The sequence below is a fragment of the Paenibacillus sophorae genome (assembly GCF_018966525.1).
GTDB classification, from domain to species: domain Bacteria; phylum Bacillota; class Bacilli; order Paenibacillales; family Paenibacillaceae; genus Paenibacillus_AQ; species Paenibacillus_AQ sophorae.
This window is the reverse complement of the sequence record NZ_CP076607.1, coordinates 1,774,544-1,787,253: the sequence shown is the minus strand read 5'-3', so window position 1 is coordinate 1,787,253 and position 12,710 is coordinate 1,774,544. Positions and strand designations below refer to the sequence as shown.

Annotated in this window: 8 protein-coding genes and 1 riboswitch; all 8 genes read right to left on the bottom strand. The window is 52.7% G+C overall.

The window, feature by feature from the left end; genetic code table 11:
• Window positions 1-21: 21 nt before the first annotated feature.
• A complete protein-coding gene (locus KP014_RS08330; protein ID WP_485020577.1) occupies window positions 22-465 on the bottom strand; it encodes a Dps family protein in 444 nt (147 codons plus the stop codon).
• Window positions 466-641: 176 nt separating this feature from the next.
• On the bottom strand, window positions 642-2,120 hold the full coding sequence (locus tag KP014_RS08325; RefSeq protein ID WP_036593535.1) for a potassium/proton antiporter: 1,479 nt from the start codon (window positions 2,118-2,120) through the stop codon (window positions 642-644).
• Window positions 2,121-2,252: 132 nt separating this feature from the next.
• Complete coding sequence (locus tag KP014_RS08320; protein ID WP_246590671.1) at window positions 2,253-4,928, bottom strand: discoidin domain-containing protein; 2,676 nt, start codon at window positions 4,926-4,928, stop codon at window positions 2,253-2,255.
• A gap of 47 nt (window positions 4,929-4,975) precedes the next feature.
• Window positions 4,976-6,433, bottom strand: a complete 1,458-nt coding sequence (locus tag KP014_RS08315; RefSeq protein ID WP_246590670.1) for a glycosyl hydrolase — start codon at window positions 6,431-6,433, stop codon at window positions 4,976-4,978.
• A gap of 240 nt (window positions 6,434-6,673) precedes the next feature.
• The gene (locus tag KP014_RS28680; protein ID WP_246590669.1) at window positions 6,674-8,476 is read right to left on the bottom strand and encodes a glycosyl hydrolase; all 1,803 of its coding nucleotides are present in this window, start codon (window positions 8,474-8,476) and stop codon (window positions 6,674-6,676) included.
• A gap of 12 nt (window positions 8,477-8,488) precedes the next feature.
• Window positions 8,489-8,571: riboswitch (cyclic di-GMP riboswitch) on the bottom strand.
• A gap of 152 nt (window positions 8,572-8,723) precedes the next feature.
• Window positions 8,724-10,097: a sugar phosphate nucleotidyltransferase gene (locus KP014_RS08305; RefSeq protein ID WP_036591699.1), complete on the bottom strand. Its 1,374-nt coding sequence runs from the start codon at window positions 10,095-10,097 to the stop codon at window positions 8,724-8,726.
• 153 nt (window positions 10,098-10,250) lie between these two features.
• Window positions 10,251-11,591 (bottom strand): UDP-glucose dehydrogenase family protein, encoded by a 1,341-nt coding sequence (locus KP014_RS08300; RefSeq protein ID WP_036591696.1) that lies wholly within the window; start codon window positions 11,589-11,591, stop codon window positions 10,251-10,253.
• A gap of 4 nt (window positions 11,592-11,595) precedes the next feature.
• Window positions 11,596-12,696: a glycosyltransferase gene (locus KP014_RS08295; RefSeq protein ID WP_036591693.1), complete on the bottom strand. Its 1,101-nt coding sequence runs from the start codon at window positions 12,694-12,696 to the stop codon at window positions 11,596-11,598.
• Between the last annotated feature and the right edge of the window lie 14 nt (window positions 12,697-12,710).

Genomic DNA, 12,710 nt, shown 5'->3' with positions numbered 1-12,710 from the left:
GCGGGCAGCCGTTACAGGTTCTTATGCGAGGTAAGCGTTCAGCATCCAGATATGCTTCTCGACACTTGTTCTGATACCGATGAACAGATCGCCTGTAGGTTGATCGCCGGACTCTTCCGCCAGTGTAATACCGGCGCTCAGCTCTTGCGCGAGAATCGTGTAGTCCTTGACCAAAGTCGCCACCATTTCCTTGGCGCTCTCGCCGCCAGTTGCTTCCTGCAGGCTGGACAGAGCCAAATATTCTTTCATCGTGGAAGCGGGTTTGCCGCCGATCGCGAGCAGACGTTCCGCCACAGTATCCACATATTCAGCAGCTTCGTCATAATACTCTTCGAATTGGCTATGCAGCGTGAAGAAATCCGTTCCGGTAACAAACCAGTGGTAATGATGAAGTTTAATTCCCAGCAGTGTCCAGTTGGCAGTTTGACGATTCAATGTGGCATGCAGTTCGGTTTGAGTTTTCAGATCAGTACTCATGATTCATTCCTCCCGGTTTTAAATAATTAATATTTAGACTTAATCTAAATCTATATATAGATTATCATATATCTTACCATTTTGCAATGCTTTCACCTGTGTATAATTGGTGCATATATTATCATGCTCATTGCGGCAGCCGCTATTATTTCTGTCACATTCGTTCATTTCCCCAAAAGCTGGCCCTGTTCCTCCATCCTGTCTTTGCCGCTGCGGAATAGTCCGCGCATCTCTTCCCGCTTCGCCTTCGGGCTCAGCACATACAGCATGTCCCCGGGCTCAATCACCGTACTGCCGTGCGGAGTGACGACCTTGCTCCCGCGGATAATGGCGGTAAATAAAATCTCGTCCGGCATGTTGATCTCTGAAATTATCATGCCGGCAATCGGCATCCGTTCCTCGATACGGATATGATTGAATTCCGTATTGGTCTTGCCCAGCGCCACAAGTTCCATTAGCGAAGGGCCGTCCGCTTGCACCTTGGCAAGCTTCAGCCTCGTTGCCAGCGGGGAGATCGTCGTTCCCTGAATGACGGCTGAGGTCAGCACGACGAAAAAGACGACATTAAAGAACAGCCTTCCATGCTCAAGCCCTGCCAGCAGCGGGTACATGGCGAGAACAATCGGGATGGCGCCCCGCAATCCGGCCCAGGAGATGAGCGTTTTTTCAGGAATGGAGTACTTAAAGAAGACAAGGCTCAGGAACACGCCGACCGGCCTTGCCACCAGCATCAAAATAAAGGACAGCAGCAGTCCTTCCCAGGCGATATTCGCCAATTCCTGAGGAAATACAAGCAGGCCGAGCAGGATGAACATGAAGATCTGCATCATCCAGGCAAAGCCGTGATTGAAGTTCATGATCGTACGGTGGTAGATCAGCTCGGAGTTCCCGAGGACAAGTCCCATCACATATACCGCAAGCAGTCCGCTGCTGTGCAGCAGCGCCGCCGATCCGTAGGTCAGTACGGCGAACCCCACAGCCATCACGGGGTACAGCCCTGCGGAATCCAGGTTGATCCGGTTGATCACCTGAACGGCGATTTTGCCGAACGCCACGCCGACGAACAGGCCGATCCCCATCTCCCATATGAATGACAGCAGCAGTCCCCACAGCGACGTATCCGGATGCTGTATCCATTCGATCAGCGACACGGTAAGAAAGACAGCCATTGGATCATTGCTCCCCGATTCCGCTTCCAGCGTCGACGTGAGGCGTTTGTCGATATTTTTGCCGCCCAGTACGGAGAAGACCGCCGCCGCATCGGTCGATCCGACGATGGCACCGAACAGCAGCCCTTCCGCCCAGGAGACATCCAGAATCCAGGTGGCGAACAAGCCGACTGCGCCGGTCGTGACGAGCACACCCAGAGTAGACAGTGCCAGTGACGGGCCGATTATGGGCCTGATATCCTTGAAATTAGTCTGCATGCCGCCTTCAAACAGGATGATGACAAGCGCAAATATGCCCGCAAACTGCGTCAGGGGCACATTATTATAGTAAACAAAGCGGCTGAGAATCATGCCGGCGGCGATGAACAGTACGAGGGACGGCATGCCGAACCGCGATGAAAATTTGGTCGACAGCACCCCAGTCAGCAGAAGGGCGGCGAGCAGCATAATAATGGAATCGGCCAGATGGGTCATTTTGGCTATCACTCCCTATCCTATGATGACGGAATCAATCGCATGATGAACAACCCGTATCTTCTTAATTAACCCATAAAATACGAAAGAACCCTCTTCTCAGGGTTCTCATGTAGTCGTTGACGGCTTGGACTACTCTCTTGAGTATATTTGCAGTTCATGGATAGACCAGAAATTCCCGCCGGCACCGGTTTGGACGATTCTCACATACCTGGCTTTTCTTTGCGGAAAGGGATACATGTCGACGTCCTTTTTCCCCCTGCCGGCAGCAGCCAGCTCCCAGTTGACCGCATCCTCCGACACGTAGATGGCATAACCTCTGGGAAAATCGTAAGAAGAACGCGAGGTATCCATTTGGACCGCTTCGATCATATGCGAAGTTCCCATATCGATTTGAATGGCCTCACCGGAAGTCATGTTCACGCCGGTATCCCAACGGGTACTCGGATCTCCGTCGATCATGTAGGAAAGCTTCTTTTGGCTCTGGTTAATATTATCCGACGCCTTCCATCCGGTCCTGTCTAAAGGAACAAGGCCCGTAGCCGTAATTTGCGCCTTGTCCGACAGCAGGGCCGTGCCCGTCACCCGCACCGCGTAGGTGTACAGCTCCCCTTCTCTTAGCGCCCGGTCGATATATGATGTGCTACCAACACCCTTGGCTATGGTTTTTAATTCGCCGCCCGTACCCTCTGAACGAAGCACATCATAGCCGGTTCCGGGCGCTTCCAGCCAGTTGAGCTGTACGGAAGTCCCTCTGGCCGCGGTGGCCGTCAGGTCTCGCGGGGCCTCGTCCAGCACCGCAGAAGACGGCTGCAGAATATACTGAACCGCTTCTCCCGGCGCCAGCGTCTCCGTGAAGGTCAGATCAGGTCCCGCATTCAGTCCGGAAACGTAGCGGCGCGCTTCTTCATACGTATCGCCGTTTCCAAAGCGTTCTCCCTCGTACGCCGCTTTCTTGGGCAAGGTAACCTTGACGCTGACGGTTTGCTGCGTATCCTCGAAGTTGACGAGGTTAACCAGCACCTTGTTCGAGGTTGCATTCGTTCCCGGCAGCGGAGCCAGCTTGGATGTATCCACGGCCCGGACATAGACCAGCTTGTCGGCAAGGGCGCTTTTATTCAGGAGACGGTAGGTGAGCGGGGCGCCATGGGTGGCATAAGCCAGGCTCATTCTGCGCATGATGCTGACGCGTGAATCCTCGTTCTCTTTCGTGTAGTAAACTTCCGTCTTGGCCGGATCGTGATTTTTCAGACTAACGTTCTTGAATTGGAACAGACTATAGTTGTAGAAAAAAGCGGCGTGCTGCACGAACATATCCGCATAGCCAATATGGGCTCTCATAATCCGGTCGAATGCGGCTGACGTCCGCTCCTTCGCTCCATAATGATAATCATCCACATGGGTGTCGGAGGTGCCGAACTCTGTGACCAACATTTTTTTGGGGAGCCCGTCATTCGAGCCTTTGAACGTCTTCAGGTTCTCGGTGAAGCTGCCTCCGTTCTTGGCAATGTAAGAATCGCCGTAAGAATGCCCATTGGTGAGATCGGTAACCTTCTCCAGTTCCATCCGCTGCGCGGGATCGCGTTCCCAGCCGTCGGGATCGCCACACTGGCGGACGCCGCCCCGTTGACTTTTTTCACAGGAATCCTCCTTGTACGTCGGCCAGTACGTCCAGCCGGGAGCGACTGTCTGCAGATGGGGCGCAATTTTTTTGCCCTCCTTATTCAGCCATTCGGCTATCGCCAGATTGACGGCTTTGGAGCGATTAAACAATCCGGGCTCATTGTCCACCTCGTAATATTGAATATAAGAGCCGTATTTCTGAAAATATTCGGTTAGCTTCTTCTTCGCGCTTTCCGGCAATGAACCGTCCGCATTTAGCTTGATGTCCCCGGTGTACAAATAAAGCGCGACCGCCTGCATATTGTAATCCTTAAGTACCTTATAGTAATTCTCCAAATCAGAGCGGGAAAAGCTCACATCACTGGCGCCGCCCGTACGCATAATATTGCCGCTGTAGGCCACGCCCAGCCATTTCATAATGTACGGCAGATGAGTGGTGGCGCCGGTATCAAAATAAAACTGCTTGTTGGCGACCATCGTACCCGTAAGCACATAACTGCCGTGAATCGGTTCAGTAATCGGTGAATCCAAAGACAGCAATTTCAGATCGTCCCAAGTCCACCATAAATACTGCTCCTCCGCGCTCGACGCATATAGGGAATGGACCGCCTTCAGCTTAAGCTCGTTGTCACCGACTTGCAGTTGTTCCTTCGGGATATAGAGTTCATACGTTTTGCGGAATTTGTATTCGCTGCCCGTTCCTGCGACGCCCGCGATCTGAATAATTCCCGACAGCTCGCTGTTCGAGAACACCGCCATCTGCGGAACCGACTTATAGGCGTCAAGAATGCTTACCTGAAGCAGAACCCCGTTCACCGGGATTTTGTTCAAACGATAGGATAGATGCAGTTCAGGCGCGCTCCTGCCGTCGAGACCGGAGGGCATTTGTTTTAGCACGGACGCATCCGGTTTCGATGAATTTATACTGACCGTACTTCTGGCGCTTGAAGAATCACTCGGCGCGAACTCGCCGGCCGATTCATCGCGGCTGCCGAGCTGCCAGATTATCGCCCCCGCGGGGGATGCAGATGCTGTCTCATACGCGGAGGAGAACTTGGTCATTCCGCTGTCCTTCCTCTCCGTCTCCTCACTCCCCAAAAACGATACAGACAGCAAGAATAAGATGGTAAGTCCTGCAAGTTTCAGAAGTATAGATAAAGGCCGGGCTTTTCCTTGTTCTCTCATTCCCTGTCCTCGCTTTCTCTAGAAGCCGGGTTTTAAAGATATAATACTCACTTGGAAAGAAACAGCACATTAGGGGGAATGACCTCTTCCTGCTGATCCGGCCCTTTCCAGAGCAGCTTGATATCGGCTTTCCCTTTGTTCTCAAAGTACTCCACTTTGATATTGTAACGGGTATCCCCTTTCAGCTTGATGCTTCCTTCCCGGGCAATATCGTTCTGCGGCATCCAGCTGTCGATAATGAGTTTCCCGCCGATCCACACCCGTACTCCGTCGTCGGACACCGCCTTAATGGTGTAGTTACCCGTGACGGGAGCCTGAATACGGCCTTGCCAGCGCACGGAATAGAAGTTCCTCTCCATGCTTTTATCCGGCGGGGCATCATGCCAGATAAAGTTGAGATTTGCGTCGGTTCTGCTTAAGAGCGGTTTGCCTTCCAGGTTTTTATTGCTAAAATAATCTCCCCTCAGTCCATTTCCGGCGGCTTCGGCCTGCTTGTCCGTCATGCCGATAAAATCGTCTTTGGACAACGTATAGTCCGCGTTCATGAAGCTGCTTATTTTCTGCTGGCTGTTGTTCTCGGTCAGCATTTTGCCCCAAGTCATCATATAGACCCACTTGCTCTGGCTCTTGGCAAGCACCTGGGGATCGGGCAGTTCCCCGCTTTCCCCAATGGCGATCGGCTTCCCGTCCGCCAGCGTCAACAGGTTATCGTAATAAGTCTGCTGAAAGTCGTTATTATAAATGTCTGCCGCCAGAATATCGACTTTATCCGCCCCCGGATAATAAGGTGCATAGGCGTCGGCCCACCCGTTGGGTGCATTCGGATTCCATACCCAGAGCAGATTGTTTAATTTATGTTTACCCACATATCGGTCGTACATAATATTCCAGAGAGCAGAAAAATTATTTTTCTTTCCCCACCAGAACCAATCGCCGTTCATTTCATGGTACGGTCTCCACAATACGGGAACCCCTGCCGCCTGCAGCTGCTTCAAATACACGGCCGTCCTGTCCAGGTCGGCAATCAGCATGTCATACTGGGCTGTGCCGGGTGTCACATAAGCATCAAAATCGCTCTGGCTCAAACTCCTAGACACATTGGACCAGGTCGGAGTTGTGCCGGGAAGGTTCTCATGAAACGTCATGGCTACAATACCGCCGCTCTCATACCAGTTGATGGCGCTCTTCACTACAGCCTCGCGCTGGCGGTCAATCATGCCGGGCGACTGGCCGTTAACCGCACCGAGCTCGTAGCCGTGAAGCACTGCGTCACTTCCGGCAGCTTTCTTCAGCTTGTCAGTAAACTCATCCGGGCTTTCCAGATAATCATGCTGACCGGAGATCAGACCCGTCCCGCTTAAGTTCACCAGATATTCAAGCAAATTCAGCGATTCGGCTGAAGCGTATGGATTAACCGGCGAGACGTTTTTTTTTGCTGGCGAGGGGATGCTGTCGGCGTTTACCCACGGCAGTATGGCGACAAGAAGAATCAAAGGCACTGTCACAACGAACAGCCGATGTTTGCGGAATATGTTCAATGTCATTTTCCTTTCTTAAGCGGATTGTCGCCCCCGAATGTCCGTCCTCCAGATGGCTGAAATGACGGCCATTATCCGAAGCGGGGCTCGATAGCTTAGAAGCCCTGCTGAAAAGCAAGCAGGGCTGTCAAGGCTCTAATGAACTGAATTAGATTGTACTTTCAAAATATCGGCGGCCCACACATGAAACTATTCGTAAAAAATATATCAAAGCGATCCGGAAAGATAAAACGCGCTCGCGGGAACAGTTTCCTTAATTTGGCTAGGGCTTTCCCACATCAGACGAGCTTTGGCGCTCCCCGTATTGTCGTAATATTCTACTTTAATGTCGTACAGTTTACCGGCTTCCAGGTCGATTCTTCCCTTCCGCTCTATTCCGTACTGAGTCGACCAACTGGTAATAACCGCCTGCCCGTTGACCCATAACCGAATACCATCGTCCGAACTTGTATAGAAGGAATAGTTCTCGGTGTAGAGAGCCTTGATTTTACCGCTCCAACGGACTGAAAATTGGTCAGGGCCGACAGAGCTGTCCGGTGTTCCAGCCCCCCAGTTAAAATCGATGGCCGATTCTTCCCGTACCAGCGCAGGCGTTCCGGAAAGCTGCATATTGGCAAAATATTCGCCAATCAGCCCGTTGCGAGCCTGCGAACTATCCTTCGCCCCCAAACCTTCTCCTATCGGCTGATAACTCGGAGCAGGCGTTGGACTCGGTTCCGGCATTGGCGTTGGTGCCGGACTCGGTTCCGGCGTTGGTGCCGGCGTCGGACTCGGCGTTGGTGTTGGACTCGGTTCCGGCGTTGGCGTCGGACTAGGTGACGGTGTTGGCGTCGGACTCGGTTCCGGCGTTGGCGTCGGGCTAGGCGTCGGCGTCGGGCTAGGCGTCGGCGTCGGGCTAGGCGTCGGTGTTGGGCTAGGCGTCGGTGTTGGGCTAGGCGACGGCGTTGCCATCGTAAACGAAGCCATTCCCGTAATTATCTCATCGCGTGTTACCGTAAACCCGTTGTTCAGAAAGCTCTTGATTGTTGTAGTGCTGTTGTTTTCATAAAGCATTTTGCCCCAAGTCATCATAAAGACCCATTTGCTCTGTGATTTGGGCAGCATCGCCGGATCGGGCATTTGGCCGTTCTCGCCAATGGCAATCGGCTTGCCGGCTGCCAGAGTCAACAGGCTGTCGTAATAGTACTGATTGAAATCCTTGTTATAAATGTCCGCCGCCAGAATGTCCACCTTATCCGCACCGGGATAGGTCTTGACGTAAGGATCGGCCCAACTGTTCGGAGCGTTCGGGCTCCATACCCAGAGCAGATTATTAAGTTTATGAACATTAACGAAACGGTCATACATAATATTCCACAGAGCGGCAAAATTGTTCTTCTTGCCCCACCAGAACCAATCGCCGTTCATTTCATGGTACGGGCGCCACAGCACAGGCACCCCGGCATCGCGCAGGGTTTTCAGCGATACCGCCACTTTATCAAGCTCTGTGATCAGGCTGTTGTACTCCGTAGTTCCAGGCGTGACATACTTGTCAAAATCAGCCTGGGACAGCGATTTTTGTACGTTCGCCCAGTCATAAGTCGTACCGGGCAGATTCGCGTGGTACGTCATGGCGACGATGCCGCCGGCATTATACCACTTGATCGCGCTGCTGACGACATTTTGCCGCAGCCATGTCACGGCGCCGTCCGTTTGGCCGTTAATCGCCCCAAGCTCGTATCCATGGAGGGCCGCATATCTGCCGCTCGTTGCTTGAAGCTTGTTATTGAACTCGTCCGGACTTTCCAGATAATCATGCTGGCCGGTAATAATGCGGGTTCCGGAAATGGAGTACAGGTAGCTTAGCAGCTTGACCGCTTCGGGAGAAGCATCAGGATTGACGGGTCTCCCTGGAGCCTCCGCAGCCGAAGCAATCGCCGGGCTTCCTGCACCCGTGGGCGGGACAAATGTCAGGAGCAGACACAGAGATAGCATAGCAAAGAACAGTCGATACGTACGATGAACTTTCAATTCCATCTTCCTTTCGGTAACCAGGCTGCCTCCTTGAATGAAGAGGCCCTATGGCTTTGCGTCCCTACCTCGCGATAGGTTTGCCTTTGTCGTATTGGAAGGCTTAGCCTTCTACCGTACATATCGACGCTATTCAGTTATTCATGAACCCCATTTTTCATAAATCCTTAATAAATGGGTCAAAAGGCCTGTTTATAAAATCGTAAAAATGGTTAATAACTAGTTTTACCTATCCATTCAAACTTTTTCAAGAAATGAACTGCTGCAGCTCAATGTCCTTCCAATCCAGCGTAATGCGGATGTTGTCCTCTTCCACCAGCTCCGATCCGGTCTGCACTTCAATGAACTCCACATCGGTCAGAGCCAGAATGCTGTGCTTCGTTCCTTCCGGTATGCGTACAACGTCTCCCGCTTTTACCTTGTGCATTTTTTCATTAAGGATGATGCTGGCTTCCCCGCTGATGAACGTCCAGATTTCACTGCGCTTGAGATGGTACTGGTAGCTGATATTTTTTCCCTCTGCGATAAAAATCCGCTTCGTCAGCACTTCATTGCTTTCCCGGTATTTGACGTAATCAATCACCCGGTAGTGGCCCCATCGCCGTTCCTCATACATCGGTCTTTGCTCCGTCCCCTTCAGCACCTCCTTGATGCGCGGACTTTCCGATTTGTGAGTGACGAGAATGCCGTCCGGACTCGCGGCGATAATCAGATCCTGAGCACCGATTACCGTGATCGGAATATCAAGCTCGTTGACAAGGCAGCTTGTCGAGGAATCCTCGGTCAGAACGCCCTTGCCCATTTGATTGCTCGCCATCTCTTCTGTTAGCGTATTCCAGGTGCCCAGATCCTTCCAGAACCCATCATACGGCTGAACAACGATTTTGTCTTCCCGTTCAACCACCTCATAGTCGAAGCTGATCGAAGAGAGCAGTTTGTACTGCTTCTGCAGCTCCTCGTAGGTCAGAGGCAGCCCTTTTTGCTGCAAAATATCAAGCAGGTATCCGAGACGGAAGGCGAATACCCCGCAGTTCCACAAAGCGCCATGCCCAATGAGCTCTTCGGCGCGCAGGCGATCCGGCTTTTCGAGGAAACCGCTCACCGGCATGACTCCATTCTCCTGAGCTTCAGCGCTCGAAGGGATAATGTAGCCATATTTTTCCGAAGGATGCTCCGGTACAACACCGATCAGCGCGAGGTTCGCGCCGGTGGCGTCAAGCGCCTGCTCCAGCTGTGAAACCGCGCCGAAGAAGGAGCCTTCCACATAAGGGTCAACCGGCAGAATCGCCACCGTCTCATCCGGGAGCACGCCCTCTACCGAATACAGATAGACGGCCGTGAGCGCAATCGCCGGGAAGGTATCGCGGCGTTCAGGCTCGACGATAATCTTCACATTCCCGCCCAGCTGACTCTGAATCATTTCCACCTGCCCGCGTCCTGTCGCCAGATACGACGATTCCGCGAGTCCCGCTTCTCCCAGCTGCCGCCATACCCGTTGGACCATCGATTCAGGTTCGCCGAGCGGGCTTTCCAGCACCTTCAGGAACTGTTTCGAACGTGAATCATTGGACAGAGGCCATAGCCGTTTTCCCGAACCGCCAGATAAAAGCACCAATTTCATAATGATACCCTCCCTCTAAATGGTCATGATATGGCCGTGGACAACCGGCTGTTTAATGGAACTCCATTGTGTCAATATCGTAGTCTTAAGGCAGTACTTCTGGCAGCAACCGAAGCGCAGCATGCGTTTCCCGTGTTCTTTACAGGGAGGCGATTATACCGCCCCCGCCACACTCGGAGAAAAGCCGCTGAGTCCCCCCATCCGCGGGCGTCCCACCGAATAATATTCCAGTCCGGTTCCTTCGATCTGCTCCTTGGAGTAAACATTGCGGCCGTCGATCAGGATCGGCTTGCGCATGCTCGCGGATAATTGATGCAGATTGATATCCTTGAACACGGCCCAGTCCGTCAGCAGGCAGAGCGCGTCGCTGCCGGACGCCGCTTCCTCCGGTACGGCGCACCAGTGAATCAGCGGGTGATTATACTGCTGCCGGAAATTGTCCGCGGCGATCGGATCGTATACCTTCACATGCGCCCCTTCCTTAACTAGCGCCTCGATGATTTCCCTTGCCGGCGATTCGCGAACATCGTCGGTGTTCGGCTTGAAGGCGAGTCCCCAAATGCCGATGCTCGCGCCTTGCAGGCTGCCGAGCGATTCATGCAGTTTGGCGAGGATCATGAACCGCTGGCCCTGATTGACCTCTACCACCGATTTCAACAGTTTGAATTCGTAGTCGACGTTCCCCGCAATCTGGATGAGCGCCTTCGTATCTTTGGGGAAGCAGGAGCCGCCGTACCCGATGCCGGCCTGCAGGAAGGAGGAGCCGATCCGCCGGTCGAGGCCCATTCCCTCAGCCACCTCGGTCACATCCGCGCCGACCTTTTCGCAAATATTGGCAATCTCATTGATGAATGAGATCTTGGTCGCCAGAAAAGCATTCGACGCGTATTTGATCATCTCCGCACTGCGGATGTCGGTGACGACAATATTGTCAGTAAATCCTTGATGAAGCTCCCGCATTACAGGCTCCAAGGCCGGATTTTCCAGACCGATGATGATCCGGTCGGGATGGAGAGTATCATGGATGGCCGAGCCTTCCCTTAAGAATTCCGGCGCTGACACAATATCGAACGGATAACCGGTGTTGGCGGCAATGATCTGACGGATTTTCTCGTTCGTTCCTACGGGAACGGTCGATTTCGTCATAATAATCTTATAGCCTTCCATCGCCCGGCCGATATCCGCCGCCGCGTTTTCGATATACTGCAAATTCGCTTCGCCGTTCGGAAGAGAAGGCGTTCCTACGGCGAGGATGACAATATCCGAGCGGCGCACCGACTCCTGAAGATCGGAGGAGAAGTGCAATCTTCCTTCTTTCAGGTTCATTTCAATCAGTGTCTCGATTCCCGGCTCGTAGATGGGCGACTTCATCTGTCTCAGTTTGGCTATCTTGTCCTCATCCTTGTCGACGCAAATGACGTGGTTACCCCCAAGTGTAAAGCATACGCCGGATACGAGGCCGACATAGCCGGTGCCGATTACCGCCAGATTCATATCATCATCCTCCTTTTAAAAAGTTCACATACGCCTGTTCGACATACTGCTTGAACTGCACCATAAAGGTTTGTTCATCGAATTTTTGCGCATGCTTCATAATTTTCCCAATATCCCATGCATACGATTCCACCTCGGAAATCGCCTGGAGCAAATCGTCAACTTCCTGCCGTTTGAAGAAGACTCCGTTTACGTATGGCACAATCGTATCGAGCGCTCCGCCCGCTTGGTAGGCGATGACCGGTCTGCCCGCCGCGTTCGCCTCCAGCGGAGTGATGCCGAAATCCTCTTCTCCGGGAAAAATATAAGCCCGGCACTGGGACATGAGCCCGGTGACCTGTTCGTCTTCGAGGCGGCCGAGGAATTTCACATTGCTCTTGGCCAGCCCCTCCAGCCGCTTTCGGTCGGGACCGTCGCCGACAATAAGCAGCTTCAGCCCGTTGCGGTTGAAGGCTTCCACCGCCAGATCGATCCGCTTGTAGGATACCAGCCTGGAAACGATCAGATAATAATCGCCAATCGAGCTTGAACTGGTAAAGCGTGACGTATTAATCGGCGGAAAGATGACATCGGCATCCCGGTGATAGTAGTTCTGAATCCGGCTCTTGACGACGGAAGAGTTGGCCACAAACTGGTTCACATTTTTGGAAGTCCGCTGGTCCCACATTTTGAGCTGCTGGATGTACAGCTTCAGCGCTCTTTTAAAGAGACCTGAGTTCGACTGCCGTTCCATATAAGTGTCATAATCCCAAGCAAATCTCATCGGGGTATGACAGTAACAGAGGTGAAACGTGCGCTTGGGTACCTGAATGCTCTTCATAAACGCACTGCTGGAACTCAGGACGATATCGAACCCGCGGAAGTCCAGATCGCGAATAGCCATGGGATAAAGTGGCAGTACCCTTTTAAAATTGGTCTTCACTCCCGGAATTTTCTGCAGCCAAGAGGCCCGAATGTCCGCATCCTTGAGATTCTCGGTGAGGCGGCCCCCGTTAAAAACCGTCGTGAAGATCGGAGCTTCCGGATACATATGGTGAAAAACCTCTACCACCCTCTCCGCCCCGCCCATTTGGATTAAGTAATCATGCGCTATCGCAATTTTCATGTGAATCATCCTCA

Bases quoted from the DNA above. Each gene is read 5' to 3' on its own strand.
- KP014_RS08325 (WP_036593535.1), bottom strand. From the start codon at position 2,120: ATGACCCATCTGGCCGATTCCATTATTATGCTGCTCGCCGCCCTTCTG.
- KP014_RS08320 (WP_246590671.1), bottom strand. From the start codon at position 4,928: ATGAGAGAACAAGGAAAAGCCCGGCCTTTATCTATACTTCTGAAACTT.
- KP014_RS08305 (WP_036591699.1), bottom strand. From the start codon at position 10,097: ATGAAATTGGTGCTTTTATCTGGCGGTTCGGGAAAACGGCTATGGCCT.
- KP014_RS08300 (WP_036591696.1), bottom strand. From the start codon at position 11,591: ATGAATCTGGCGGTAATCGGCACCGGCTATGTCGGCCTCGTATCCGGC.
- KP014_RS08295 (WP_036591693.1), bottom strand. From the start codon at position 12,696: ATGAAAATTGCGATAGCGCATGATTACTTAATCCAAATGGGCGGGGCG.